This is a genomic window from Streptomyces sp. NPDC054872 (assembly GCF_053610705.1).
Map to the genome: position 1 here is coordinate 138,877 of NZ_JBSGYY010000004.1, position 25,537 is coordinate 164,413.

Sequence of the window (25,537 nt, forward strand, 5' to 3'; positions counted from 1 at the left end):
TGTTCCTGAAGGGCTGCGGTGCCGTGGGTGGGTTGAGGGTCCCGCCCTGGCGCCGCGGCTCGTCGGGAATCTCTCCGAGCGGGTCGGGATTCTCCCCGAGCTGATCGGGAATCTCCCGAAGCGGATCGGGATTCTCCCGGAGCGGACCCGCCGTACGTGCCAGGTACGCTCGCACACGTGCCCTCCATGAACGACCTCGTACGCCAGCACACCGCTCTCGGTGACTCCGATCTCGAGTGGCTGCATCTGCTGGTCTCGGAGTGGCAGCTGCTCTCCGACCTCTCCTTCGCCGACCTCGTGCTGTGGGTCCCCACCCGCGACGGCACCCGCTATGTCTCCGTGGCGCAGATGCGGCCGAACACCGGCCCCACCTCCTACCAGGACGACATGGTCGGCCACCTCGTCCCGCGCGGCCGCCGCCCGCTGCTCGACGCCGCCCTCGACGAGGGCCGCATCGTGCGCGAGGGCGACCCCGAGTGGCGCGAAGAGGTTCCGGTGCGGGTCGAGTCCATCCCCGTACGCAGGGAAGGACGTGTCCTCGGGGTCATCGCCCGCAACACGAACCTGCTCACGGTGCGCACCCCTTCGCGCCTCGAACTGACCTACCTCCAGTCGGCGTCCGACCTGGCCCAGATGATCGCGGCGGGGTCCTTCCCGTTCCCCGGCCAGCAGGTCGACATGGACGCGTCCCCGCGCGTGGGCGACGGTCTGCTCCGGCTGGATGCCGACGGCATCGTCCAGTACGCCTCACCGAACGCGCTCTCCGCCTACCACCGCCTCGGTCTCGCCGCCGACCTGGTCGGCCACCACCTCGGCACGGCGACCGCCGAACTCGCCCCGTCCCGCGGCCCGGTCGACGAGGCGCTCGCCAAGGTCGCAAGCGGCTGGGCACCCCGCGAGTTCGAGATCGAGGGCGGCGACGGCGTGATCCAGCTCCGCGCGATCCCCCTCAAACCCAAGGGCCCGCGCATCGGTTCACTCGTACTGCTCCGCGACGTCACCGAACTGCGCCGACGCGAGCGGGAGTTGATCACCAAGGACGCGACCATCCGGGAGATCCACCACCGGGTGAAGAACAACCTCCAGACCGTCGCCGCACTTCTGCGCCTCCAGGCGCGGCGGATCGACTCGGCCGCCGGACGCGAGGCGCTCGAGGAGGCCGTGCGCCGCGTGGGCTCCATCGCCATCGTGCACGAGACGCTGTCCCAGAACCTGGACGAGCGCGTGGAGTTCGACGAGATCGCCGACCGCGTCCTCGCGATGGTCGCCGAGATCTCACCCGGCAAGGTCACCGGCCGGCGCACCGGACGCTTCGGCATCCTGGACGCCGAGGTCGCCACCCCGCTGTCGATGGTCCTGACGGAGGTCCTGCAGAACGCCTTGGAGCACGGCTTCCAGGAAGGCGACACCGGAACGGTCGAGGTCTCCGCCGTGCGCGGCGGCACCAGCAAGGACGGCCGGCTCCTCATCACCGTGCAGGACGACGGCGTCGGTCTGCCCGAGGGATTCGACCCGCACCGCTCGGGCAACCTCGGCCTGCAGATCGTCCGCACTCTGGTCGAGGGCGAGATGGGCGGCACCTTCGACATGGTGCGGGCCCCGGAGCGCGGCACGCAGGTCGTCCTCGACATCCCGGTACGCGCCGACAAGTAGCGCACACGCGAACAGAAAGCAGTGAGCCCCGGACCGAAGTGGTCCGGGGCTCACTGCTCACGTTGCGTTGCGCATCGGGGGTACTGCGCGGCTGCGGCTCGGGGGCGGGAGATGCGTACTCGCTGTACGCGCCGCCGGGCTAAGGCTCGTTAGGGGGCGTGAGCGTCAGGCACTTGCCTGGCGAGCACGGTTGCGAGCGGCGCGGCGCTTCATTGCGCGGCGCTCGTCCTCGCTGAGGCCACCCCAGACGCCGGAGTCCTGGCCGGACTCGAGCGCCCACTGCAGGCACTGCTCCATGACGGGGCAGCGGCGGCAGACGGCCTTGGCTTCCTCGATCTGCAGCAGCGCAGGACCGGTGTTGCCGATGGGGAAGAAGAGCTCGGGGTCTTCCTCGCGGCAAACGGCGTTGTGACGCCAGTCCATGGCTGCTACCTCTCCTTGGTATTACATGCAGGTTGCTTGTGAATGTGAACGCTTTCACGAATCCCTCGACGACGGAAGGGACTTTCGTCACATACGCGACGATGTCCTATGCGTTGAGGAGGGGGTTCTGGCGGTCTGTGGGGCCGATGTTGCGGGCCGTCCCGATCGCCATGTAGAGATTCGCAAACCTCGGCGGCGGATACAACCCCTTCCGGAAAGTTTTTTTTGATTCCTCAGTGTCGACTGGGTCACAGCCGTACTTCCATGGGGTGGACCCTGGCCTAAACGTTCGAGTGAAAGGACTTTGGGCCCTTCTACTCACACAATCACACGCAGTGCACGGCGAACGCCTGTGAACGTCACGCTCGTGCGCAGCCCCAGGTGGTCACCGTCCATCTGAAGGGGGAGCGGCACCTTCGAATGCAAGGTGAAGTTGGTGAGGTCATGGAGCGTAACCGCGTGCTTGCCGTGAGGTCCGCGATCCGGCGTGGACGTCAGGAGCTGGGTCCCGTACCGGGCCACCGCCGTGGTGGAGAGCTTGCTCAGACCGAGCACGTCCAGGCCCGTGTCGAAGGAGGCCTGCGGGGACGCGTACATCGGGCGATTGCCCAGGTAGGTGTACGGAGAGGTGTTGCAGACTATGGAAAGCACGAGATCGGTGACCGGGTCCTGTCCGGGCCGTTCCAGCGTGATCATTCCGTGTCTGCGGTGCGGCTCGTCGAGGAACTGACGGACCACCTGGCGCAAATACAGCGCATGCGTGGACCGCTTCCCGCGTTCCCTCTGTTGTTCGACCCGCCCGACGACCCCGGCGTCGAAACCGAAGCCGGCGGCGAAAGTGAACCAGTGTGCGGGGATCGTCTCGTCCTCGGTCCCAGGGGTGCCGGCCAGACGACCGAGGCTCACTGTCCGTTCGCTTCCCTCACGCAGCGCGTCAAGGAGTGCGCCGGTCGCCTCCACGGCGTCGTTGGGCAGACCGAGGGCGCGCGCGAAGACGTTGGTGGAACCGCCGGGCACGACGGCCAGGCGCGGCAGCCGGGCCGGATCGGGGCCGTTGTGCAGCAGGCCGTTGGCGACCTCGTTGACCGTGCCGTCCCCGCCGAGGGCGACGACCAGCTCGATGTCCTTGCTCTCCGCGGCCTGTTTGCCGAGGTCCCGGGCATGGCCGCGGTACTCCGTGGTGACCGCCTCGAGCTTCATCTCGCTCGCCAGCGCATGGATCAGTACGTCACGCGTGCGCGCACTGGTGGTGGTTGCCGCTGGGTTGACCACAAGGAGTGCACGCATGCGAAGCAGAGTACCCAGCCCTCTTTGCCCGACACAGACCGAGGGGTCGGACCGGGCACCGGAGCACGGATACGCACAGCTACCCTGCAAGGGTGAGCACTGAGCGGAACCCCACCCCCGAAGCGCCGGAGCCCGGCCCGCGTCCCGGACGTCTGACGGCCGCCGCGGCCCTTGCCGCGCTGGAGGGCGTCGCACTCATCGCCGCCGGCGTCTACATGCTCGTGATGGGCCTCGCGGGTGACCCCGACAACCCGGAACAGGCCACGACGGGCGGCGTCACGCTGATCGTCCTCGCGCTGCTGCCCCTGCTCGCCGCGCGCGGTCTCCTGCTCCGCCGCAGCTGGAGCCGGGGGCCCGCGATCATCACGCAGATCATGGCGCTGCCGGTGGCCTGGCAGCTGCTGCAGGCCGACAGCATGGCCATCCCCGCCGGTATCGCGCTCGCCGCCGTCGCGGTCGCCGCGCTCGTCCTGCTGGTCAATCCCGCCACGACCGAGGCCCTCGGCATCAGGGGCCCGGGGAACGTACAGGACGACGTGAAGTAGCCGTCCCGCACGGGACCGACCGGCCGGCTTGCCGAAGGAGCAGGCCAGGAGGGGCGGCCTGCTCCTTCGTCACTCCTCGACGAGGAGCTTCTCGCGCAGTTGCGCGAGTGTGCGGGCGAGAAGCCGGGAGACGTGCATCTGCGAGATGCCGACTTCCTGGGCGATCTGCGACTGCGTCATGTTGCCGAAGAACCTCAGCAGCAGGATGCGCTTCTCGCGTGGTGGAAGGTCCTCCAGGAGCGGTTTGAGGGACTCCCTGTACTCGACGCCCTCCAGGGCCTCGTCCTCCGCGCCCAGGGTGTCCGCGACCGCCGGGGACTCGTCGTCCGTGTCCGGGACGTCCAGGGACAGCGTGGAGTACGCGTTGGCCGACTCCAGGCCCTCCAGGACCTCCTCTTCGGAGATGCCCAGTTTCTCGGCGAGCTCGTGCACCGTGGGCGAGCGGCCGTGCAACTGGGACAGCTCGGCCGTCGCCGTCGTCAGCGCGAGCCGCAGCTCCTGGAGACGCCGCGGGACCCGGACCGCCCAGCCCTTGTCGCGGAAGTGACGCTTGATCTCGCCGACGACCGTGGGTGTCGCGTACGTGGAGAACTCCACGCCGCGCTCCGGGTCGAAGCGGTCCACCGACTTGATCAGGCCGATGGTGGCGACCTGCGTCAGGTCGTCGAGGGGCTCGCCGCGGTTGCGGAAGCGGCGGGCCAGGTGCTCGACGAGCGGCAGGTGCATGCGGACCAGCTTGTTGCGCAAATCCGCGTACTCAGGGCTGCCGTCCTTCAGCTCGCGCAGCTCGATGAACATCGCGCGTGCACCGCTGCGGTCCTGCGGATCGTGCCGGGTGTGCTGCTGCTCGCTCATGTATCCCGCCCGTTGCGCGCCGCCCCGGACGGAGGGCTTTGCGCGCTCCTCCTGGGCGGTCGGCTCTGCCTGCTCCGACGCGTCAGCCACAGTCGACGGACCCGGCTGCTCCGGGTCCTCCGGGTGCGGCCTGGCCTGCTGCTCGGGGATGCCCGTCAGGGGCGGCTCCACCGGAGCCGCGCGCCTGCTCGTGGGCGTCCCTCCCCGGCCACCGGGCAGACCCCGTGTGCCGCGCTCTTCGTCCCGCACCGGCCCCTCCCCGTCCCTCACGCCGGCCCGGGTCCCGCGCCGCGCTTCTTGTAGAGACTGATCGAGACGGTGTTGTCCTCGGCCACGGAGGAGTCGACCTGACCCGCGAGGGCGGACAGCACTGTCCAGGCGAAGGTGTCCCGCTCCGGGGCCCGGCCGTCAGTGGTCGGCGCCGAGACGGTCACTTCCAGGGAGTCGTCGACGAGCCGGAAGACGCAGCTGAGCACCGAACCGGGCACGGCCTGCTGGAGCAGGATCGCGCACGCCTCGTCGACCGCGATGCGAAGGTCCTCGATCTCGTCGAGAGTGAAGTCCAAACGCGCCGCGAGACCGGCCGTGGCCGTACGCAGCACCGACAGGTAGGCACCCGCAGCCGGAAGGCGGACCTCGACGAAGTCCTGATTCCCGGGCTCGCCTGCGATCTGGGACACCCTCACCTCCAAGGTGGTACAAGCACTTTCGGGGCTCCAGGTCCGCCGTCGAGCGGCGGACCGGACTGCGTCACACGGGTAACGCACCACGTAGTTATGCGGTGACGCTACCGCGCTCCCCAGTTCCGTGTCCCGGGGACCCCGCTCCGTTGCTGTCACTCATAGTAAGCCTAAGGGTACGGAGAGTGGCTAGGGGTCTCGCGGTCCCAATTGGAGAGTACGGGCGTCGGGTTGACGTACCCAGGCGTCAGACGATCGAACCGTCGACGAAGCACCAACGCCAGCTCTCGCCCGGTTCGAAGGTCCTCATCACCGGGTGCCCGCTGTCCTTGTGGTGCTCCGTCGCGTGCCGGAAGGGCGAGGAGTCGCAGCAGCCGACATGCCCGCAGTCCAGGCAGAGGCGTAGTTGCACGGGGTGACTGCCGGCCGCGAGGCACTCGAGGCAGGTCTCGCTCAGCGGTGCGGGCTCAGGGTGCGGCAGCGCTGCGACATGCGGGCACTCGTTCATGATTGCCAGATTACGACGGGAACGCGTATCGCGGAGGGCCTGACCGATGGACGTACTGCCCCTGGTGGCACTGATCGCGGCGAGTGCCGCGGTGGCCGGAGCCGCGCGCCGCACACCGGTGCCCGCGCCGCTGCTGCTCGTCGCGGCGGGCCTCGTCGCCGCGTACGTGCCCGGGGTGCCGGACTATCACCTGGACCCGCACATCGTGCTGCCGCTGATCCTGCCGCCCCTGCTGCACACCGCGGCCCTGGAGAGCTCGTACCTCGATCTGCGCGCCAACATCAGGCCCGTGGCGCTGCTCTCGGTCGGCTACACGCTGTTCGCGACCGTCGCCGTCGGGTATCTCGCGTATCTGCTGATCCCCGATCTGCCGCTGACCGCCGCCCTCGTCCTCGGCGCGGTGATCGCGCCGCCGGACGCGGTGGCGGCGACGGCCATCGCGCGGAAGGTGGGGCTGCCGTCACGGATCACCACGATCCTGCAGGGCGAGTCGCTGGTGAACGACGCGACCGCGATCACCGCCTACAAGGTCGCCCTGGCGGCGGCGGTCGGGGAGGGAGCGAGCTGGGCGGGCGGGATCCAGGAATTCCTGGTGGCGGCGGTCGGCGGTGTCGGCGTCGGCCTTGTCCTCATGGTGCCGATCCACTGGCTGCGGCGGCACATGAGGGAGGCGATGCTGCAGAACACCCTCTCCTTGCTGATCCCCTTCGTCGCGTACGCGGCCGCCGAGCAGGTGGGCGCCTCCGGAGTGCTCGCCGTGGTCGTCGTCGCCCTCTTCCTCGGCCACCGTTCGTGGGAGGTCGACTTCGAGACGCGGCTCCAGGAGGCCGCCGTGTGGAAGGTGGTCGCGTTCATCCTCGAGTCCGCGGTCTTCGCGCTCATCGGCCTGCAACTGCCGCTCGTGCTCAAGGGGCTCGGCGAGTACAGCGGCCTGGAGGCGGCCTGGTACGCGCTGGGGGTCTTCTTCCTGGTCGTCCTCGTGCGCTTCGTGTGGTCGTATCCGGCGACCTATCTGCCGCGCATCCTGTCGAAGCGCATCAAGGAGCGCGAGAGCGACATGGACTGGCGGCGGCCGCTGATCGTCAGTTGGGCCGGCATGCGCGGTGTGGTGTCGCTGGCGATCGCCTTCTCGATCCCGCTCGTCATGGACGACGGGGAGCCGTTTCCCGCACGCAACCTCGTGTTGTTCCTGACCTTCACCACCGTCATCGGCACGCTGGTCGTGCAGGGGCTCTCGCTGCCGTGGCTGATCCGGGTCCTGAAGCTGCCGGGGCGTGACACGCAGGCGGAGACGCTCGCGGAGGCGCAGGCGCAGAACGCCGCCTCACAGGCCGCGGAGCGGCGGGTGGACGAACTCATGCGGGACGAGCGCAATCGCCTCCCAGAGCCCCTCCAGGACCGCCTGCGCACCGTCCTGGAGCGGCGCCGCAACTCCGTGTGGGAACGCCTGGGCCAGTCCAACCCGGTCACGGGGGAGTCCGCCGACGACACCTACCGCAGGCTCACCCGGGAGGCGATCGCCGCGGAGCGGGAGGTGTTCGTGACGATGCGGGACGAGCGGCGCATCGACGACGAGATGATGCGGACGCTCCTTCGCAAGCTGGACCTGGAGGAGGCCGCGGCCTACCGGGAGGTCGAGGAGTGAGCCGTGGGGGCCGCCGGTTCCGTCGCGGTGATCACCGCGGTGACCTTGCTGCCCGGGGGGAACGCGCCCTCTTCGGAGAGGGCCGTCAGCGCGTAGAGCAGCTTGGCGACGTAGACGCGCTCCACGGGGAGGCCGTGCCGGTCCTCGAAGTCGTTTGCGAACGCGGTGAGTTCGGGGGGCGTACGGGCATAGCCGCCGAAGTGGAAGCGCTCGTCCAGACGCCAGTTGGCGGTGGGAGCGCCGAAGGCCCGCTGCTGCAGTGCCCGTATCTCGGGGCCGAGGAATCCGCCCTTGAGCACCGGTATGCCGAGCGCGTGCTGGTCCGGGGCGAGGCCCGCGGCCATTCCGGCCAAGGTTCCGCCGGTGCCGCAGGCCACGGCCGCCGTGTCGGTGCGGCCGCGCAGTTCCTCGCCCAGGGCCGTGCAGCCCTGTGCGGCCAGGGAGTTGCTGCCCCCTTCGGGGATGACGTAGGGATTCCTGGCGCCTGTCGCGTGCAGGAGGGCGGCCAAGACCTCCGGGTCCGTCTTCCTGCGGTACGTCGCCCGGTCGATGAAGTGCAGGCGCATTCCGTCGGCCGTGCATTGCGTGAGCGACGGGTTCAGGGGGCGGTCGGCGAGTTCGTCGCCGCGGACCACGCCGATGGTGTCCATGCCGAGGAGGCGGCCCGCCGCGGCGGTCGCCCTGAGGTGGTTGGAGTAGGCGCCGCCGAACGTCAGCAGGGCTTCGTGCCCGGCCTCGACGGCGGCGTCCAGGTTCAGGAAGAGCTTGCGGTACTTGTTGCCCGGGAGGTCCGGGTGGATGAGGTCGTCCCGCTTGAGCGTGAGGGTGACGCCGCGCCGCGTGAACCGCTCGTCCCTGAGCTCTTGGAGCGGGGACGGGAGCCGGGGGCGCGGGGTGGTCGGCGGGGTGGTACTCACCCCGCCATTCTGCCCGCCGCCGTGCCGCCGGGCACGGCCACGGGTACGTCCGCCCGCCTGAGGCGTATCCCTATTTGAGGCGTTCCTCGATGCGCTCCCGCATCGCGTTCATGGTGAAGCCCTTGGGGTCGATCTTGCCCGGCTGCCATTCGAGGTGGCCGATCACCGAGCGATGGGTCCAGCCGTGGTGCCGGCAGATGGCCGCCGAGACCCGCTCGATCGCGTCCAGCTGCTCGTCGGGCCACGGGTCCTCGCCGTCCCCGAGGTTCTCGCACTCGAAGCCGTAGAAGTGGCGGTTTCCGTCGGTGTTCGCCTCGTTGTCGGACGGGAGCGCCTTCTCGGCGATGACCGCGCGCAGGACGTCGTCGTCGCCCAGGCCCGCGTGGTTGGCGCGGCCGTACCCGACGAGGTGGACACGGCCGTCCTTGGTGATGACGCCGTGGCAGAGCGGACCGGGCAGTGAGGCATAGCCGTCACGGCAGATCTCCACGGTCCGTTGGCTGCCCGACGTGACCGTGTGGTGGATCATCACGCCGTGCACGGGCCCCCACGGCCCCTTGTGGTTGCGGTTGTGGTGAATCCAGTCGCCGACTTCGACGACCGTCACCCCTTCGTCCTTGAGCACGTCGATGAAGCTGCCCGCGGACATGGGTGGGGCCATGGCCGACTCCTTTGCGGAGCACGACGGCCGCCTGTCGCGGACCGTCTTGTATGTCCGCTTTTACCGGAACCACGGTGCCTGAACCAGCCGTTCGGACGGATTCCGTGGCTTGTTCGGGCACCGTGCGAGCCGATTTGGTCAGCCGCGGTGGTCGCCGCCGTGCAGGAACGCGTCGCCGTTCGTCGCGATGTGCGCCTCGACCGCCTGCAGGGCCTGCTGCGTGGCCTGAGGGGTCCCCGTGCCGTGCTGCTGCGCGTAATACGCGGCGCCCAGTTTCTTCAGGAGGTCGCCGCCGGTGCGCTGCGCCTGGACCTCGTCGATCTTCTGCTTGCCCTGCGTGAGCCCGCGCTGCGCCTGTTCCTTGGCGCGATCCAGGAAGCCTGCCATTGCCGTCTCCTACGCATAGGTGCGGATTGGTGCTGATCTGTACATACCGGTATGAAGCGTATCGGCCGTCGTGTCCTGTTCAACGGATGCACGGATCTTGGAGTTCCCCACCCTCGCGAACCCTTGTCCTGGTACGCGGGTGAGTGCCCCGTCTCGCCTGTTCCATTCCCGCTCGTTTGTGTAATGGCGCCGACACGCACCGTGCTGGAAGGGTTGTCGGCGCAGATCAGCGCTTGATCGGGAGGGCATAGCCAATGTCGGTAGGCGAAGAGGTCCGGGCGGAACAGGCCGAGCAGCAGCAGAGCTTGGGTACGTCGGCCGCGCGGAATCTGGCCACCACCACCAAGTCCGCGCCGCAGATGCAGGAGATCAGCTCCCGCTGGCTCCTGCGGACGCTGCCGTGGGTGCAGGTGCAGGGCGGTACGTATCGAGTGAACCGGAGGTTGAGCTACTCGGTCGGTGACGGCCGGGTGACGTTCGTGAAAACCGGGGACCGGGTCCAGGTCATCCCCGCGGAGCTCGGCGAACTGCCGACCCTGCGGGACTACGAGGACGCCGAGGTCCTGGGGGAGCTGGCCCAGCGCTGCCAGCAGCGGGAGTTCGCCGCGGGGGAGGTCATCACCTCCTTCGGCAGCCAGGCGGACGAGGTGTTCCTGCTCGCGCACGGCAGGGTCGAGAAGATCGGCACCGGGCCCTACGGGGACGACACGGTCCTCGAGTCGCTCGCCGACGGCGCCTACTTCGGCGAGCAGGCACTGCTCGACCCGGAGGCCATCTGGGAGTACACGACGCGCGCGGTGACCGCGTGCACCGTGCTCACCCTGCCCCGCCAGGACCTGGAGCAGGTCGCCGAGCGCACGGATTCCCTGCGCGAGCACCTGCGGCGGCTGCGGTCCATCCCGGCCCAGCGCACCAACAAGTTCGGCGAGGCGCCCATCGACCTCTCCGCCGGACACATCGGCGAGGCCGTGCTGCCGGGCACGTACGTCGACTACGAATCGGCACCGCGTGAGTACGAACTGAGCGTCGCCCAGACCGTCCTGCGCATCCACACGCGCGTGGCCGATCTCTACAACCAGCCGATGAACCAGACCGAGCAGCAGCTGCGGCTCACGGTCGAGGCGCTCAAGGAGCGCCAGGAGCACGAGCTGATCAACAACCGCGAGTTCGGGCTGCTCAACAACTGCGAGTACGAGCAGCGGCTGCAGCCGCACGACGGCGTGCCGAGCCCGGACGACATGGACGAGCTGCTCAGCCGCAGGCGCGGGTCGAAGCTCTTCCTGGCCCACCCGCGCGCGATCTCCGCGTTCGGCCGTGAGCTGAACAAGCGCGGTCTGGTGCCGGAGACCATCGACATGGGCGGCCACCGCATCCCCACCTGGCGCGGGGTGCCGATCTTCCCGTGCAACAAGATCCCGGTCACCGAGGCCCGCACCACCTCGATCATCTGCATGCGTACGGGCGAGGAGGAGCAGGGTGTCGTCGGCCTGCACCAGGCCGGCATCCCGGACGAGATCGAGCCGAGCCTGTCCGTGCGCTTCATGGGCATCAGCGAGCAGGCGATCATCTCGTACCTGGTGTCGACCTACTACTCCGCGGCGGTCCTGGTGCCGGACGCGCTGGGCGTGCTGGAGAACGTCGAGATCGGCCGCTGGCGATGAGGTCGTGTCTGTGGGCGCGCGTCCGGGTAGACCCCTTCCGTACGCGCCCGCAGGCCCAGAAACCGCCACCGTTCGCATCCTCTCCGGGGTGAGTCCATGACGGACACGACGACGAACATGACGGAGTACGAGGAGCACGCGGGGCACGATGCGTCCGAAGCGGCGGAGATCCTGGCCTCGGCGCGCGCGTGCGTCGACCCGGAGCTGCGCCGGGCGATCGACTCGCTGCCAGGGATGATGCGCCGTATCGCGCTCTACCACTTCGGCTGGGAACACGCGGACGGCACACCGGCGGCCGGGCACGCGGGCAAGGCGATCAGGCCCGCGCTCGTGCTCGCCGCGGTGCGGGCCCTCGGCGGGGACCAGGCCAGGGCGGTGCGGGCCGCGGCGGCGGTGGAGCTGACCCACAACTTCACCCTGCTCCACGACGACGTCATCGACTGCGATGCCACCCGCAGGCACCGGCCCACCGCATGGACCGTGTTCGGCGAACCCGACGCGATCCTGGCCGGTGACGCGCTCCAGGCACTGGCGCAGCGGCTGCTCGCCGAGGACCCCCACCCCGGGGCCCCGGCGGCGGCCGCCCGGCTCGCCGCCTGCGTGATGGAGCTCTGCGAGGGCCAGCACGCGGACGGCGCGCTGGAGCGGCGCGGCGCCGACGAGGTCACGCTCGACGAGTGCCTCGCCATGGCCGAGGCCAAGACGGGGGCGCTGCTCGGCTGCGCCTGTGCGCTGGGGGCGCTGTACGCGGGGGCGGGGCCAAGTGAGGTGGAGGCGCTCGACGGGTTCGGCCGCGAGGCGGGGCTCGCCTTCCAGCTGATCGACGACGTGATCGGCATCTGGGGCGATCCCGGGTGCACGGGCAAGCCGGCCCGTGCCGACCTCGCGGCCCGCAAGAAGTCCCTGCCGGTGGTCGCCGCCCTGGCCTCGGGCACCCCGGCCGGGGCCGAACTGGCCGAGCTGTACGGCCGACCGTCGGTCGACGGCGACCTGGACCGCATGGCGCACGCCGTCGAGGCGGCGGGCGGCAGGGACTGGGCGCTGCTGCAGGCGGGCGACCGGATGTCCCGCGCGATCAACCAGCTCGCCGGCGCGGTACCGGTTCCGGAGGCCGCGGACAGCCTGCTGGCGCTCGCGGAGTTCGTGACCCGGCGTACGCACTGAAGTAGGCCGTCTCGTACGGACGCGGCCGTCAGGTATGCGGTCGCCCGTACGCGGTCGTCCGCGGACCGTGACGCCGTGCACCCCGCGCCCGTGCCCCGCACCCCACCGAGATCCGGTCAGGGTGCGGGGCTCGCCCGCGTGTCGGGGCCCCGATCGCCTAGGCTGCAACGGAAGCAACCAGTGGGGCGGTACACGCAGTTGAGCGTGGTCGAGGGGTGGAGGGGCGGGCTGTGGGCGTAGGCATCCGGAGAGCCGGGGAGAGCGACAGGGCGGACGTGGTCCGGCTGCTCGACGAGGCGTTCCACGACGACCCGGTGAGCGGCTGGGTCTTTCCCGACGCGGAGTACCGCCGCCGTACGCACGGCGCTCTGATGAACGCCTTCCTCGACCTCGCGCTGAGCATGGGTTACGTCGACATCACCGAGGACGGCTCGGCCGTCGCGCTGTGGTGGTCCGTCCCCGCGGGCGAGGACGAGGGCGCCGAAGAGGGCCCCGCACAGCTGCGCGCCGCCGTCGATCCCGGCAACGCGCGGATCGAGGAGATCGGCCGGCTGACCGGCGAGGCGCACCCGACCGACCGGCCCCACCAGTACCTGCACATGATCGCCGTGAGTCCGGAGCGGCAGGGCGAGGGACTCGGCTCGGCGCTGATCTCGGCCGTACTCGATCGCTGTGACCAGGAAGGGCTGCACGCCTATCTGGAGGCGAGCAGCAGCCGCAGCCGCGCGCTGTACGCCCGGCTCGGATTCCACTTCACGGGGAACGCCGTCGATCTGCCGGACGGCCCGCAGTTGTGGCCGATGTGGCGGGAGCCGCGACCTTTCGACATGGGCGGTGGCGCCACCGGCTGATTCGCCTAAGGTCGTTGTAGCGCCGCTGTGTTGGCCGTAGGCACAACGAAGGGGGGACGAGCCCCATGTCCCGCAAGATGACCAGTGCGGTGTCCGGCGACACGTCCCGCGAGCGACTTCTGGCGGAGGCATTCGTGGAGATGGCCGACTCCGTGAGCCACGATTTCGAGGTCGTCGATTTCCTGCAGAGCCTCGCCGCGCGCTGTGTGGAACTGCTCGGCGTCTCGGCCGTGGGTGTCCTGCTGGCGGACTCCCAGGACGAGTTGAAGCTCGTCGCCGCCTCCGGCGAGCACGCCTGGGTGCTCGATCTGTTCGCCCTGCAGCAGGAGGAGGGGCCGTCGCTGGACTGCTACCGCTCCGGCGCGGCGTACACGAACCTCGCGCTCACCGGCCTGGAGGCGAACATCGCCTGGCCGCAGTTCGCGACGCGGGCCAAGGAAGCGGGCTACACCATGACGCAGGTGCTGCCCCTGCACCAGGGTGATCAGGCGGTCGGCACGCTGAATCTCTTCCAGGCGCGGCCGCAGGTGATGGGGCCCGACGAGATCGCGCTCGCCCAGGCCCTCGCGGATGTCGCCACGATCGCGATACTCCAGCGGCGCTCACTGGAGCAGAGCGAGACGGAGCGCGGCCAGTTGCAGGAGGCGCTCATCAGCCGGATCGCCATCGAGCAGGCGAAAGGTGTGCTCGCCGAGCGCTGGAGCTGCACGGTCGACGAGGCGTTCGCGGCACTTCGGCGCCACGCCCGCTCGAACCGGCTGCGGCTCGCGGAGTGCGCGCGGCAGGTGGTGGCGGGGGAGTTCGACACGGAGGGAATCCGCCGGGGGTGACGCGGTCGCGCCGTACCGCACCTCGACCAGTGCCGGTGGTCGGGCTTCCCGGCCGGGGCGGTCCGCTCTACCTTGGGCGTATGGGCAGTGACGGGAGCCGGTCCGGCCCCCGCCCGCGGAGCGAGCCGGTGTGCGCGAGCTGCGGACGGCCTGTCGGGACGGCCATCAAGCGACGCAAGGTGCTCGGGGCGTACGTCCCCGTGTGGGGCCCCGGCCCTTGCCACAACCCGCGATGCGACGCGTGCGTCGACGAACCCGCGGCGAAGGGGGCCGAGGCCGAGGTGGAGCCCGCGCCCGCGCGCTCCGACGACGACTGAGGACATCCGCGTCCCCATGATGCGCGGGACATCTGCATCATGGGCGCATGGACATGACCGAGCTTGTTGTACTTCCGTCGGCCGTCGACGGTGAGCGGCTGCTTGCGCTCGCCGACGGCCATCACGCGCGCACCGCACGGCCTCTCGGCGTCCGCGAGGCCGGCGGGCATCTCGTGAAGGTGTACGCCGTCGAGGCCCCCGGACGGAAGGTGACCGGGCGGGACGAGGAGTCCGCACTCGCGATCGCGGGAGCGCATCTGGGGCTCGGCAGCACTCGCGGGTCGGCCGGGCTCGCCGTGCTGATCGTGCACGCGGGCGGTGACGGGGACTACGTCCTCGTGCAGAGCTGGATCGAGGGGTACATGTCCGACCTCGCGGTCTTCGTCGGCCCCGCCGGGGAGCCGGGTGAGCTGAGGCCGGGACGGGCCGGGCTCGCGCCCTGCGTGTGGGAGGCAGCCGTGCTCACGCACGAGCGGGACGCGTACGTGCGGCGCGTGCTCGACGGGACCGGAAGCCTCACGGAGCGGCTCACCGCGTGGGGCCGGGACGTCATCGAGGGGGACCTGCGATGACGTACGAGGACCCGACGTCGTACGAAGGCCCGACAGCGTACGAGGACCCGAGGTCGTACGAAGACCCGACGTCGTACAACGGCGAAGCACCCCGCATCCGCCACGCACGCCCCGCCGACCTCCCCCGCGTCGTGCAACTCGTCGCCGAGCACGCCGCGTACGAGAAGGGCGCCCCGCCCGCCCCCGGCCTCGAACAGCGCCTGCAGGCCCTGCTCTTCGGGGTGCCGGACCCGCGGCTGCGCTGTCTGGTGGCCGAACTGCCCGGCGGTGACGTCGTCGGCTACGCCACATGTGCGCCGGAGATCTCCACCTGGGACGGCGCCGAGTACCTCCACATGGACTGCCTCTTCCTGCGTGACGGCCACCGGGGCCTCGGCCTCGGCGAGCGCCTGACGGATGCGGTGGCCGCGGAGGCCCGTCGCCTCGGCCTCACCGAGGTCCAGTGGCAGACGCCCGCGTGGAACGAGGGGGCGATCCGCTTCTACGGCCGGATCGGCGCCGACGCCAAGGAGAAGCTGCGCTTCGCCTGGCAGGTGCCGCCGCTGCCGTTCGACGCCGTGCTCTGCGATCTCGACGGCGTGATCCGCTTCTACGACATGACGGAGGTGGAGGAGATGGAGCGCGCCGCCGGACTTCCCCACGGCAGCACCGCCGAGATCGCCTTCGCGCCCGAGACCGATCAGCCGCTGATGCTCGGGCGCATAGGCAAGGAGGAGTGGGTGGGGGCCATCGCCCACGGCCTCGCCGACCGGGTGCCCCACGAGCGCGGGCACGCCCTCGGCACCGCGCTCGCCGGGGCCGGTTTCTCCGCCGACGCCACCGTGGTGGACCTGCTCAGACGGGCCCGCGCCCATCTGCACGTGGCGCTCGTGACGAACGCGACCCCGTGGCTCGACGACGACCTGGCCGAGCTCGGCATCGCCGACCTCGCGCACACCGTGGTCAGCAGCGCCGACGTCGGCATCGTCAAGCCCGACCGACGGATCTACGAGATCGCCGTGGAGCGCGCGGGAGTCCCCGCCGAGCGCTGCCTGTTCGTGGACGACCGCAAGGAGAACGTGGACGCGGCCGTCGCGCTCGGCATGGCGGGACTCCACTACACCGGCCCCGACGACCTCAGGGAGGCGCTGGCCCCGGTGCTCGGCAGGGACTGACCCCGGACGCCCGGCCCACCGCCCACCGCACCATGCCCCCCGCCTACCGCACCGTCCACCGCCCGCCCCGCATCAGCTCCCGGCCCTCGAGTTCGTCGGCCTCGCGCCAGGCCTGGAGCCGCTGCGGGGTGATGCGGAAGTAGGTGTAGAGGGTGTCGAGTTTGCTCGGGTCGAAGCCCGTCTTCTCGGCGAAGGCGTCACGGTCCTCGGGGGTCAACTCGTCCTCGCCCAGGGCGCGTACGGCCCCCTCGACGAGGATGACGTCACGGGTCGGCCCGATGCCGACCCGCGCCTGCCCGGTCGCCCGGAGGTTGCGGCCGGTGACGCTGGCGTCGGGAGTGGCCACCAGCAGGCTCTCGCCGTCCCAGAGGAAGGACAGCGGGACCAGGTACGGGGTTCCGCTGTCCGCGTCGGCCGTCGCCACCCACGCGTCGATGTCGTGGGCGAGGCGGTGCAGGACGTCGCGCTTGCGCTGCTCGGGTGCGCGCGGGCCTGTCGTGTCGGTGCTCATTACTGTTCTCCTCCAAGTGCGCTGGCACGGTGCGTCATTGCTGTGACGTACCGCGACGAGGGAATGTGACAAATGGATCTGAACGAAGCAGCAGTAGATCAGGATGACGTGCTGGCGGCCCGATTCGAGGAGCACCGGCCGCATCTGAAGGCGGTCGCGTATCGCATGCTCGGTTCGCTCGGCGAGACCGACGACGCCGTCCAGGAGGCCTGGATCCGGCTCAGCCGCTCCGACATCAGCGAGGTGTCGAACCTGGGGGGCTGGCTGACGACGGTCGTCGGCCGGATATGCCTCGACATGCTGCGTACGCGGCAGGCGCGGCGCGAGGACTCCCTGTCGGTGTCGCCGGACACCCATGTGCCGGACCCGGTGGTGAGCTGGGGAGACGTGGTCGATCCCGAGCAGGAGGTGCTGCTCGCCGACTCGGTCGGCCTCGCGCTGCTCGTCGTCCTCGAGACGCTGGCACCCGCCGAACGCCTCGCCTTCGTGCTGCACGACATGTTCGCCGTGCCCTTCGACGAGGTCGCCCCGATCGTGGAGCGCACCCCGGCCGCGACCCGCCAGCTGGCGAGCCGGGCCCGCCGCAGGGTGCAGGGCGTCGCGCCCACCCCCGACAACGATCCCGTACGTCAGCGCGAGATCGTCGACGCCTTCCTCGCGGCGGCGCGGGGCGGCGACTTCGACGCGCTGCTCGAACTGCTCGACCCCGATGTGGTGTTGCGGGCCGACACCGGCGAAGTGGCCTCCGGGCTCTCGAAGCTGGTGCGGGGCGCGTCGGTGGTGGCGGGGCAGGCCGCGATGTTCTCGAAGGCGGCGCCGACCACCGAGATCGCGCTCGTCAACGGCCGTTTCGGCATGGTCGGAGTGCCGGACGGCGAGGTCGTCTCCGTCATGGAGTTCACGATCACCGGCGGCAGGATCGTCGAGCTCAACATCCTCGTCGACCCCGCTCGCGTGCGCGCCCTCGGTCTGCCCGCGTTCCGGCGCTGACCGGGACCACGGCCCCCTCTCCCTAGCGCCGGACACCCGCCACCTCCCGCAGGTACTCCTTGCGGCAGAGCGGGTTGCGGTCGGTACGCGGCCGGTCCGGGGCCTCGCCCCGGACCGGCTGGTACCGCTCGAAGGCCGACTCCAGCTCGCCCTCGCCGCGCGTCAGCGAGGGCAGCAGCTGCTCCAGTTCGTGCACGCGGGCCGCCGGGATGTCCCCCTCGACCACGTACGAGGCACCGCGCGCCGTCTGGGTGTGCGGGACCGCGCGGAGCCGGGAGAGCGCGGGCAGGAGCGTCCCGAACACGTCGTCCGGGACGCTGAGCCGGAAGCGGTGCAGCGGCTCGTGCACCTCGGTGCCCGCCCGCCGCAGCGCGCTCAGGAGGACCAGCGGGGTCAGCTGCCGGAAGTCCCCTGCCGTGCTCGACATGCTCTTGTCGAAGGTGCCGTGCGCGTGGCTCTGGCGTGGCCAGTACCCGGAGTGCGTCATGGTGACGACGCAGTCGTCGACCTCCCACCCGTGGACCCCTTGGTGCAGGGCATCCCGCACGGACTCCTCGACGGCGCGGAAGAACGCGTACGGCATCGAGCCGAGCTCGACCTCCAGCCGGAACTCCACGCCGGAACCGGGCGGGCCCGGATCGACGCGCAGACCGACGGTGGCGAGGAAGGGGTTGTCGTCCTTGTCGATGATCTCGAAGGCCGACCCGCTGCCGGTCACCCGCTCCACGCAGATGGTCGTGGTCTCGCGGAACGTGACGTCGACGCCGTACTCGTCGAGGAGGGTCGCCTGGATGACCTCCTTCTGGACCTCTCCGTAGAGCGACACGTGGACCTCTTGGCGGAGGTCGTCCTGCCGCAGGTCGATCAGCGGGTCCTGCTCGGCGAGCTGGGCGAGCGCGAGGTGCAGGGCGCCCCTGTCGCCGGGACGGGCGGGCACGACGACGGTTTCCAGGGTGGGCGGCGAGAAGAAGTGCTGTCCCTCTCCGCCCCTCCTCGCGCGCGGTACGCCCACGACATCGCCGATCCGGATGTCGCCGAGCCCCCACAACTTCCCGATCTGCCCCGCGGAGACACCCTCGCGCGGGGTGGCGGAGCCGCGGTCGAAGACGCTCACCGCGGTGACCTTGCCCTCGCGCCCGCCGCCGAACGGCAGCCGGTCCCGCGCGCGGATCGTCCCCGCGAACATCCGTACGTACGCGATCTTCTCCCCGGCGTCCCCGCGCTCGACCTTGAAGACACTGCCGGACGCCGGGTCGTCGGCGAGCGGGCCACCGTCCTCGGAGGGCAACAACTCCCGGATGCCCGCGATGAGTTCACCGACGCCCGCGCCGGTGGCCGCCGAGCCGAAGAACACCGGGTGCACCAGCGCCTTCTTGGTCTGCGTGCCGAGTTCGCCGCGGAGCCGCCGGCCGGAGAGCCCGTCCTCGTCCTCGACGTACGCGGCGAGCAGGGCGTCGTCGTGCGCGGCGAGTACGTCGACGAGTCGGGCGGTGAAGGAGGGGTCACCGTCGTCGAAGGGCACGAAGGCCCCGTCGCGCCCACCGAGGCCGCGAGGTGCCCCCATGGGCACGATGTCCGGGACGAGCCGCTCGGCGATCTCGCGGAGCAACTCCTCGTGGCGCGCGCCGCGTCGGTCGATCTTGTTCACGAAGACGAGCGTGGGAATCCGCAGCCGCCGCAGCGTCCGCATGAGCACCCGCGTCTGCGCCTGGACGCCCTCGACGGCGGAGATGACCAGCACGGCACCGTCGAGCACGCTCAGGACCCGCTCCACCTCGGCGATGAAGTCCGGGTGACCGGGGGTGTCGATGAGGTTGACGGTGACGTCGTCGACGGCGAAGGAGACGACGGCGGACTTGATCGTGATGCCGCGCTGCCGCTCCAGGGCCAGTGAATCGGTCTGGGTGTTTCCCGCATCGACGCGACCGACCTCGTCGATGACACCGGCGGCGTGCAGCAACCGCTCGGTCAGGCTGGTCTTGCCGGCGTCAACATGCGCCAGGATTCCCAGGTTCAGGGTGTTGCACGTGCTCGACGTATGCACTGAGTGTCATGTCCTCTGGGTTGATGGCAATTCCCTTCTGGCTGGACATGAACGAACGGCGCATTGCGTCTCCTCGACGGGTCTAGGCGTACGCAGAGTGCACCAGGCGCAGATCGCCGCGGCAACTGAATATCCGGCCGCGCGGGGGGCCTGGCACTGCACGACCGGGCCTGATGCGGGACTCTGGAAGGGAGGAAGTGAATGCCATGAGAGTCATGCTGAGAGCACGTCTGGACACCCAGATCTCGAATGAGGCCATCAAGAACGGCACGCTGCCGAAGCTGATGCAGGCGGTGGCGGAGAAGATCAAGCCCGAGGCGGCTTACTTCGGTCCCAGCGACGGTGGCCGGGCCGCCACATTCGTCTTCGACATGCAGGACAGCTCGGACATGCCGTCCATCGCCGAGCCCTTCTTCCTGGAGCTCGGTGCGGAGATCGAGATCTACCCGGTGATGAACGCGGAGGACCTGCAGAAAGGCATTGCGGCCCTGCAGGGCTGACGGAACGCGGAAAGCACCCGGCTCCGCGCGGATGCCGGGTGCTTTCAGCTGACGTGACGCGAAGGCTCAGGCCTTCTTGGTCTCCCAGAAGATCTTGTCGATCTGGGCGATGTAGTCCAGCGCCTTCTGGCCCGTGGCCGGGTCCGACGAGCCCTTGGCGGCCGAGAGGGCCTTCAGGGTGTCGTTGACCAGCTGGTGCAGCTCCGGGTACTTCTCGAAGTGCGGGGGCTTGAAGTAGTCGCTCCAGAGCACCGACACGTGGTGCTTGGCGAGCTCAGCGCGCTGCTCCTTGATGCCGATGGCGCGCGTCTGGAACTGCGCGTCGTCGTTGGCGGCCATCTTCTCCTGGACGGCCTTGACCGACTCCGCCTCGATGCGGGCCTGGGCCGGGTCGTACACGCCGCAGGGGAGGTCGCAGTGGGCGCTGACCTTTACCTTGGGGGCAAACAGGCGGGAAAGCATGCAGCGGTCCTTCCTCGTGATCGTCTTCTCAGGTGGGACATTACTCCGTGAGAGACGGCTTTTCGCGAGTGCCCCCATGGGCTTAGGTCAAAAGTCCAGGGTCAGACTGGGACTGGTGGAGGATTGGACCGGGGAGGTGCGGGGATGCCGGAGCTGTCGCAGGAGAGCGAGCGCGGAAGGGCCGTCTTGCCGTGGGGCGCGGCCGAGGTGACCGGCCCGTCGATGGTGCCCACGCTGTACCACGGGGATCGCCTGGTGGTGCAGTGGGGCGCACGGGTCCGAGTGGGTGACGTGGTGGTGCTCCGCCATCCGTTCCAGCAGGACCTGTTGGTCGTCAAGCGGGCCGCCGAGCGGCGTGAGGGCGGCTGGTGGGTGCTCGGGGACAACACGTACGCGGGAGGGGACAGCACGGACTACGGCACCGTGCCCGAGGAACTCGTCCTGGGGAAGGTGTGGTTCCGCTACCGCCCGCCCCGGTTCGGCTCCGGTCAGCGCTCGCCGTTCAGCCTGCTGCGCTGGGCCGTGTCGGCCGCGCGGCCGGTGCTGGCCGACCGCTCCGTCTCCAGGCGCTTGCGGGCGCGGTAGGCGGCGACATTGGCGCGGGTCGCGCAGCGGTCCGAGCAGTAGCGTCGGGAGCGGTTCGTCGACGTGTCGAGATAGGCGTTGCGGCACGGTGCCGCCTCGCACAGGCCCAGGCGGTCCACCCCGTGCTCGGTGAGGTGGAAGGCCAGGCCCATCGCGGCGATCGCCGCGTAGCCGGACGTCGCGTTCGACGGGTGGTCGGCCAGGTGCATGTGCCACAGCGGGTGGCCGTCGTCGTCGCGATGGTCGTGGCCGGAGATCTGCGGGCTGACCGGGAACTCCATGAGGAGTGAGTTCAGCAGGTCGACCGCGAGCGTCTCGTCGCCGCCGTCGGCCGCCTCGAAGACCGCCCTGAGCCTGGCCCGCACCGAACGGAAGCGGGTGACATCGGAGTCCGTGGCGCGCCGTGCCGCCTGCGAACTGCCTCCGAACAGCTCACGGACCGCCTCGACCGACGTGAGCGTGTCCTTGTTGCGACCCGGCTCCTCGCTGTTGACCAGACGTACGGCGTAGTCCGAGTAATAGGCCAGTTCCACTTGTAGTCCTTACCGGGGCGGGCTATCTTCGTCAGGTGCGTGAGTAACAGTTGCGCGCGCTTCTAGGGTATTACGAGAGCGTATTACGTACGGGAGGGCTTCTCATGACGGAAACGGTGTCCAAGGCCGACTGGCGTGCCTGGCAGGACAGCTGGGACCGGCAGCAGGAGTGGTACCTGCCCGACCGCGAGGAGCGGTTCAGGGTCATGCTGGACATGGTCGAGGCAGTGGTCGGCACCGAACCGCGCGTCCTCGACCTCGCGTGCGGTACGGGGAGTATTACGGACCGGCTGCTCAAGAGGTTCCCAAAGGCCGTCAGCACGGGCGTCGACCTCGACCCCGCGCTCCTCGCCATCGCCGAGGGCACCTTCGCCGGGGACGACCGCGTCACGTTCGTGACCGCCGACCTCAAGGACCCGGACTGGACCGCGCAGCTCCCGTACGACTCGTACGACGCCGTCCTCACCGCCACCGCTCTGCACTGGCTGCACAGCGAGCCCCTCACCGTCCTCTACGGCCAACTCGCCGGACTCGTCAGGGACGGCGGCGTCTTCCTGAACGCCGACCACATGCCCGACCCCGCGACGCCCCGCCTGAACGACGCCGACCGGGCCCAGCGGCACGCCCGCATGGACCGGGCCAAGGCCGAGGGCGCCCTGGACTGGCGCGACTGGTGGGACCTCGCCGCCAAGGACCCGGTGCTCGCCGGGCCCACCGCCAAGCGCTTCGAGATCTACGGCGAGCACGCGGACGGCGACACCCCCTCGCCCGAGTGGCACGCGCGGACCCTGCGCGACGCGGGCTTCGGCGAGGCGCGGACGGTGTGGTCATCGCCGTCGGACGCGATGGTGCTCGGCCTCAAGTAGCGGGAACACGAAGGGGCGGTACGGATCGTGCATCCGTACCGCCCCTTCCGCGTGCGTGGCGCGTTACAGGACCTTCGACAGGAAGGACTGCGTCCGCTCGTGCTGCGGGTTCGTCAGGACGTCACGCGGGATGCCCGACTCGACCACGACGCCCTCGTCCATGAAGACGAGGCTGTCGCCGACCTCGCGCGCGAAGCCCATCTCGTGCGTGACGACGACCATCGTCATGCCGGACTCCGCGAGGTCGCGCATGACGTCGAGCACGTCACCGACGAGCTCCGGGTCGAGCGCCGACGTCGGCTCGTCGAAGAGCATCAGCTTCGGCTCCATCGCGAGCGCGCGGGCGATGGCCACACGCTGCTGCTGGCCGCCCGAGAGCTGCGAGGGGTAGTTCTTCGCCTTGTCGGCGAGGCCGACCCGCTCCAGAAGCTGCCCGGCACGCTCCCTGGCCGCCGACTTCGTCTCACCCTTGACCTGGACCGGCGCCTCCATGACGTTCTCGAGGGCCGTCATGTGCGGGAAGAGGTTGAAGCGCTGGAAGACCATGCCGATGTCCCGGCGCTTGAGGGCGACTTCGCTGTCCTTGAGCTCGTACAGCTTGTCCCCCTTCTGCCGGTAGCCGACCAGTTCGCCGTCGACGTACAGCCGGCCGGCGTTGATCTTCTCCAGGTGGTTGATGCAGCGCAGGAACGTCGACTTGCCGGAGCCGGACGGGCCGATGAGGCAGAAGACCTCACCCGACTTGACCTCCAGGTCGATGCCCTTGAGGACCTCGACGTTGCCGAAGGACTTGTGGACGCCTTCGGACTTCACCATGGCGGTCATGCGGTGCCTCCCCGCGGGCTGTTGAGGGACAGCATGTTGGCCTTGATCTTCTGCCACGGCGTGCTCGGCAGCGCGCGCGACGAACCGCGTGCGTAGTAACGCTCCAGGTAGAACTGACCGACGCTGAGGATCGACGTCATGATCAGGTACCAGGCCGCGGCAAGGAGCAGGGTCTCGACCGTGGCACCGGACGAGGTGCCGATGTCCTGGGCGTACCGCAGCAGTTCGAAGTACTGGACCGCCGCCACCAGGGACGTCGTCTTGAGCATGTTGATGACTTCGTTGCCCGTCGGCGGCACGATCACGCGCATCGCCTGCGGAAGCACGACCCGGCGCAGCGTCTTGCCGTGGCTCATGCCGAGCGCGTGGGACGCCTCCGTCTGGCCCTCGTCGACCGAGAGCAGACCGGCGCGGCAGATCTCCGCCATGTACGCGGCTTCGTTGAGACCCAGGCCGAGCAGCGCCGTCAGGAACGGCGTCATGAAGTCCGACCACTCGTCCTTGTAGAACGGGCCGAGATTCACGTACTCGAAGACGAAGCCGAGGTTGAACCAGATGAAGAGCTGGACCAGGACCGGCGTACCCCGGAAGAACCAGATGTAGAACCAGGCGATCGACGAGGTCACCGGGTTCTTCGACAGGCGCATCACCGAGAGGAGGACGCCGCCGACCACGCCGATGAGCATCGAGAGGAAGGTCAGGAGCAGGGTCTCCCGGACGCCCTTGAGGATGCGCTCGTCGAAGAAGTTCTCGGGGATCGCGTTCCAGTTGATGTCGCCCTGCGCGAACGCGTAGATGATCGAGGCGAGCGCACCGATGGCGATGACCGCGGAGACGTACCGGCCGTAGTGCCGGACCGGGATGGCCTTGATGGCCTCAGGGCGGGAGGACGGGGGTGTGTCCTCCGGCCCCTTCTTGGAGATGTCGGTTGTCACGGGAGTGGCCTTTCAGCGGCGAGACGGTTGCGCGGTCACTTGCCGCCGTTGATCCGGGCTTCCTTGACCGCGCCGTCCTCGACGCCCCACTTCGCGATGATCTTGTCGTACTCGCCGTTCTTGATGATCGCGTCGAGCGCGGCCTTGACCGCGTCCCGCAGCTCGGGGTTCTTCTTGGAGATCGCGATGCCGTACGGAGCGGCCTCGACCTGCTCGCCGACCAGCTCGAAGTCCTTGCCGCCGCCCGAGGTCTTCACCGCGTACGCGGCGACCGGGAAGTCGGACGAGCCCGCGTCCGCGCCGCCGGAGCGCAGCCGGGTCTGGGCCTGCTGGTCGTTGTCGAAGGACTCGATGGTGATCTTCTTGCCGCTCTTGCACTTCTTCGACTCGGCCTTGGCCAGGTCGTGCGAGACGGTGCCGCGCTGGACGACGATCTTCTTGCCGCAGAGGTCGCTCCAGGTCTTGATGCCCTGGTCGTCGCCCTTCTTGGTGTAGATCGAGACGCCGGCCGTGAAGTAGTCGACGAAGTCGACGCCGTCGCCGATCTTCTTGCCGGTCTCCTCGTCGACGCCCTCCTGGCGGTTCTTGGTGTCGGTCATGGCCGACATCGCGAGGTCGTAGCGCTTGGAGCGCAGACCGCCGAGCAGGGTGTCGAAGGTGCCGTTGTCGAACTGGAACTCCACGCCGAGCTGCTTGCCGAGGGCGTCGCCGAGGTCGGGGTCGATGCCGACGGTCTTGCCCGACTTGTCCTTGAACTCGACGGGCGGGTACGCGATGTCCGAACCGACCTTGATGACACCCGCGTCACGGATGTCCTTGGGGAGCTTGTCGGCGAGCGGCGCGTTGCTCACCTTCTCGCCGCCCCCGTCCTTGCTCTTGGTCTGGTCACCGCAGCCGGTCAGCAGCAGCGCGCCGGCGACCGCGATCGCGCCGACCGTGGCCATCCGGGACTTCGCGGACTTACCGGCGGTGGTACGACAAATGGAGCGTGCGGTCATGAGGGTCCTCCGGCGGATGAGGGAGTTGCCGAGCGGTCGTGCACACACCTTCGGGTGTCGCGACCTCGTGTGATGACCGCATCTTGCCATTCGGACCGTCCGATTCTGGGTGCCAGAGATGTCAAAATCGGATAACGGGTGACCTGGCAACCCAGACAGGCCGGGACAACAGGGCCGT

29 protein-coding genes are annotated in these 25,537 nt (G+C 69.6%); 14 read left to right on the forward strand and 15 right to left on the reverse strand.

Annotated elements, in window-relative coordinates:
* The first annotated feature begins 186 nt into the window (after positions 1-186).
* Complete coding sequence (locus ACWGIH_RS06465) at positions 187-1,653, forward strand: sensor histidine kinase (RefSeq protein WP_453444300.1); 1,467 nt, start codon at positions 187-189, stop codon at positions 1,651-1,653.
* A gap of 165 nt (positions 1,654-1,818) precedes the next feature.
* On the opposite strand, the gene ACWGIH_RS06470 is transcribed toward ACWGIH_RS06465, so the two are convergent.
* Both ACWGIH_RS06470 and ACWGIH_RS06475 read right to left on the reverse strand, forming a co-directional pair.
* Complete coding sequence (locus ACWGIH_RS06470) at positions 1,819-2,076, reverse strand: WhiB family transcriptional regulator (protein WP_016639615.1); 258 nt, start codon at positions 2,074-2,076, stop codon at positions 1,819-1,821.
* 318 nt (positions 2,077-2,394) lie between these two features.
* Positions 2,395-3,363: a diacylglycerol/lipid kinase family protein gene (locus ACWGIH_RS06475; RefSeq protein WP_453444178.1), complete on the reverse strand. Its 969-nt coding sequence runs from the start codon at positions 3,361-3,363 to the stop codon at positions 2,395-2,397.
* A 92-nt stretch (positions 3,364-3,455) separates the two neighbouring features.
* On the opposite strand from ACWGIH_RS06475, the gene ACWGIH_RS06480 reads away from it, so the two are divergent.
* Entirely contained in the window at positions 3,456-3,908 is a 453-nt protein-coding gene (locus tag ACWGIH_RS06480) for a hypothetical protein (RefSeq protein WP_453444179.1), read from the forward strand.
* 69 nt (positions 3,909-3,977) lie between these two features.
* On the opposite strand, the gene ACWGIH_RS06485 is transcribed toward ACWGIH_RS06480, so the two are convergent.
* From ACWGIH_RS06485 to ACWGIH_RS06495, 3 genes are all read right to left on the reverse strand, one after another.
* On the reverse strand, positions 3,978-5,033 hold the full coding sequence (locus ACWGIH_RS06485) for an RNA polymerase sigma factor SigF (RefSeq protein ID WP_453444181.1): 1,056 nt from the start codon (positions 5,031-5,033) through the stop codon (positions 3,978-3,980).
* Positions 5,030-5,443 carry an ATP-binding protein gene (locus ACWGIH_RS06490; protein ID WP_135332116.1) on the reverse strand — a complete coding sequence of 138 codons (414 nt, stop codon included), beginning with the start codon at positions 5,441-5,443 and terminating at the stop codon, positions 5,030-5,032. Before ACWGIH_RS06490 ends, ACWGIH_RS06485 begins: the two co-directional genes overlap by 4 nt.
* Before the next feature lie 247 nt (positions 5,444-5,690).
* Positions 5,691-5,951 (reverse strand): UBP-type zinc finger domain-containing protein, encoded by a 261-nt coding sequence (locus ACWGIH_RS06495; RefSeq protein WP_453444182.1) that lies wholly within the window; start codon positions 5,949-5,951, stop codon positions 5,691-5,693.
* Positions 5,952-5,997: 46 nt separating this feature from the next.
* Between ACWGIH_RS06495 and ACWGIH_RS06500 the strand changes: the two genes are divergently transcribed.
* Positions 5,998-7,596: a Na+/H+ antiporter gene (locus ACWGIH_RS06500; protein ID WP_453444184.1), complete on the forward strand. Its 1,599-nt coding sequence runs from the start codon at positions 5,998-6,000 to the stop codon at positions 7,594-7,596.
* Here ACWGIH_RS06500 and ACWGIH_RS06505 read toward each other — a convergent pair.
* The 3 genes from ACWGIH_RS06505 to ACWGIH_RS06515 form a co-directional block, all read right to left on the reverse strand.
* A complete protein-coding gene (locus tag ACWGIH_RS06505) occupies positions 7,575-8,513 on the reverse strand; it encodes a 1-aminocyclopropane-1-carboxylate deaminase/D-cysteine desulfhydrase (RefSeq protein WP_453444185.1) in 939 nt (312 codons plus the stop codon). The two genes, ACWGIH_RS06500 and ACWGIH_RS06505, sit on opposite strands and share 22 nt — an antisense overlap.
* Before the next feature lie 70 nt (positions 8,514-8,583).
* Positions 8,584-9,174 carry an N-acetylmuramoyl-L-alanine amidase gene (locus ACWGIH_RS06510; RefSeq protein WP_453444187.1) on the reverse strand — a complete coding sequence of 197 codons (591 nt, stop codon included), beginning with the start codon at positions 9,172-9,174 and terminating at the stop codon, positions 8,584-8,586.
* 138 nt (positions 9,175-9,312) lie between these two features.
* Entirely contained in the window at positions 9,313-9,561 is a 249-nt protein-coding gene (locus ACWGIH_RS06515; RefSeq protein ID WP_363209205.1) for a hypothetical protein, read from the reverse strand.
* Positions 9,562-9,815: 254 nt separating this feature from the next.
* Between ACWGIH_RS06515 and ACWGIH_RS06520 the strand changes: the two genes are divergently transcribed.
* The 7 genes from ACWGIH_RS06520 to ACWGIH_RS06550 all read left to right on the forward strand — a co-directional run bounded on the left by ACWGIH_RS06520 (position 9,816) and on the right by ACWGIH_RS06550 (position 16,110).
* Positions 9,816-11,222 carry a family 2B encapsulin nanocompartment shell protein gene (locus tag ACWGIH_RS06520; protein ID WP_453444188.1) on the forward strand — a complete coding sequence of 469 codons (1,407 nt, stop codon included), beginning with the start codon at positions 9,816-9,818 and terminating at the stop codon, positions 11,220-11,222.
* Between the two features lie 117 nt (positions 11,223-11,339).
* Entirely contained in the window at positions 11,340-12,386 is a 1,047-nt protein-coding gene (locus ACWGIH_RS06525) for a family 2 encapsulin nanocompartment cargo protein polyprenyl transferase (RefSeq protein ID WP_453444302.1), read from the forward strand.
* 230 nt (positions 12,387-12,616) lie between these two features.
* Positions 12,617-13,237 carry a GNAT family N-acetyltransferase gene (locus ACWGIH_RS06530; RefSeq protein WP_453444190.1) on the forward strand — a complete coding sequence of 207 codons (621 nt, stop codon included), beginning with the start codon at positions 12,617-12,619 and terminating at the stop codon, positions 13,235-13,237.
* Positions 13,238-13,302: 65 nt separating this feature from the next.
* Positions 13,303-14,067, forward strand: a complete 765-nt coding sequence (locus ACWGIH_RS06535) for an ANTAR domain-containing protein (protein ID WP_453444192.1) — start codon at positions 13,303-13,305, stop codon at positions 14,065-14,067.
* Positions 14,068-14,147: 80 nt separating this feature from the next.
* On the forward strand, positions 14,148-14,384 hold the full coding sequence (locus tag ACWGIH_RS06540) for a hypothetical protein (RefSeq protein WP_453444194.1): 237 nt from the start codon (positions 14,148-14,150) through the stop codon (positions 14,382-14,384).
* A gap of 47 nt (positions 14,385-14,431) precedes the next feature.
* Positions 14,432-14,956, forward strand: coding sequence for a hypothetical protein (locus ACWGIH_RS06545; RefSeq protein WP_453444196.1), 525 nt, complete (start codon positions 14,432-14,434; stop codon positions 14,954-14,956).
* Positions 14,953-16,110 (forward strand): HAD-IA family hydrolase, encoded by a 1,158-nt coding sequence (locus ACWGIH_RS06550; protein WP_453444197.1) that lies wholly within the window; start codon positions 14,953-14,955, stop codon positions 16,108-16,110. Before ACWGIH_RS06545 ends, ACWGIH_RS06550 begins: the two co-directional genes overlap by 4 nt.
* 43 nt (positions 16,111-16,153) lie before the next feature.
* Here the strand turns inward: ACWGIH_RS06550 and ACWGIH_RS06555 are convergent, their stop codons facing one another.
* Positions 16,154-16,621 carry a pyridoxamine 5'-phosphate oxidase family protein gene (locus ACWGIH_RS06555; protein ID WP_453444199.1) on the reverse strand — a complete coding sequence of 156 codons (468 nt, stop codon included), beginning with the start codon at positions 16,619-16,621 and terminating at the stop codon, positions 16,154-16,156.
* Between the two features lie 72 nt (positions 16,622-16,693).
* On the opposite strand from ACWGIH_RS06555, the gene ACWGIH_RS06560 reads away from it, so the two are divergent.
* A complete protein-coding gene (locus ACWGIH_RS06560) occupies positions 16,694-17,611 on the forward strand; it encodes a sigma-70 family RNA polymerase sigma factor (protein WP_453444200.1) in 918 nt (305 codons plus the stop codon).
* A gap of 22 nt (positions 17,612-17,633) precedes the next feature.
* Here the strand turns inward: ACWGIH_RS06560 and ACWGIH_RS06565 are convergent, their stop codons facing one another.
* A complete protein-coding gene (locus ACWGIH_RS06565) occupies positions 17,634-19,655 on the reverse strand; it encodes a GTP-binding protein (RefSeq protein WP_453444202.1) in 2,022 nt (673 codons plus the stop codon).
* Positions 19,656-19,861: 206 nt separating this feature from the next.
* On the opposite strand from ACWGIH_RS06565, the gene ACWGIH_RS06570 reads away from it, so the two are divergent.
* Positions 19,862-20,155, forward strand: coding sequence for a hypothetical protein (locus tag ACWGIH_RS06570; RefSeq protein WP_453444204.1), 294 nt, complete (start codon positions 19,862-19,864; stop codon positions 20,153-20,155).
* Positions 20,156-20,221: 66 nt separating this feature from the next.
* Here the strand turns inward: ACWGIH_RS06570 and sodN are convergent, their stop codons facing one another.
* Positions 20,222-20,617 carry a superoxide dismutase, Ni gene (gene sodN, locus ACWGIH_RS06575; RefSeq protein ID WP_160507177.1) on the reverse strand — a complete coding sequence of 132 codons (396 nt, stop codon included), beginning with the start codon at positions 20,615-20,617 and terminating at the stop codon, positions 20,222-20,224.
* A 144-nt stretch (positions 20,618-20,761) separates the two neighbouring features.
* On the opposite strand from sodN, the gene sodX reads away from it, so the two are divergent.
* Positions 20,762-21,202 (forward strand): nickel-type superoxide dismutase maturation protease, encoded by a 441-nt coding sequence (sodX, locus tag ACWGIH_RS06580; RefSeq protein WP_453444206.1) that lies wholly within the window; start codon positions 20,762-20,764, stop codon positions 21,200-21,202.
* Here sodX and ACWGIH_RS06585 read toward each other — a convergent pair.
* A complete protein-coding gene (locus ACWGIH_RS06585; protein WP_453444208.1) occupies positions 21,106-21,735 on the reverse strand; it encodes a CGNR zinc finger domain-containing protein in 630 nt (209 codons plus the stop codon). The two genes, sodX and ACWGIH_RS06585, sit on opposite strands and share 97 nt — an antisense overlap.
* A gap of 104 nt (positions 21,736-21,839) precedes the next feature.
* Between ACWGIH_RS06585 and ACWGIH_RS06590 the strand changes: the two genes are divergently transcribed.
* Positions 21,840-22,601, forward strand: a complete 762-nt coding sequence (locus ACWGIH_RS06590; RefSeq protein WP_453444209.1) for a class I SAM-dependent methyltransferase — start codon at positions 21,840-21,842, stop codon at positions 22,599-22,601.
* Between the two features lie 63 nt (positions 22,602-22,664).
* On the opposite strand, the gene ACWGIH_RS06595 is transcribed toward ACWGIH_RS06590, so the two are convergent.
* Genes ACWGIH_RS06595 through ACWGIH_RS06605 form a run of 3 tightly spaced genes read right to left on the reverse strand, consistent with a single transcriptional unit; the run spans position 22,665 to position 25,359 of the window.
* Complete coding sequence (locus ACWGIH_RS06595; RefSeq protein WP_453444210.1) at positions 22,665-23,426, reverse strand: amino acid ABC transporter ATP-binding protein; 762 nt, start codon at positions 23,424-23,426, stop codon at positions 22,665-22,667.
* Positions 23,423-24,361, reverse strand: a complete 939-nt coding sequence (locus ACWGIH_RS06600) for an amino acid ABC transporter permease (protein WP_453444212.1) — start codon at positions 24,359-24,361, stop codon at positions 23,423-23,425. Before ACWGIH_RS06600 ends, ACWGIH_RS06595 begins: the two co-directional genes overlap by 4 nt.
* A 35-nt stretch (positions 24,362-24,396) precedes the next feature.
* On the reverse strand, positions 24,397-25,359 hold the full coding sequence (locus ACWGIH_RS06605; protein ID WP_453444213.1) for an ABC transporter substrate-binding protein: 963 nt from the start codon (positions 25,357-25,359) through the stop codon (positions 24,397-24,399).
* Between the last annotated feature and the right edge of the window lie 178 nt (positions 25,360-25,537).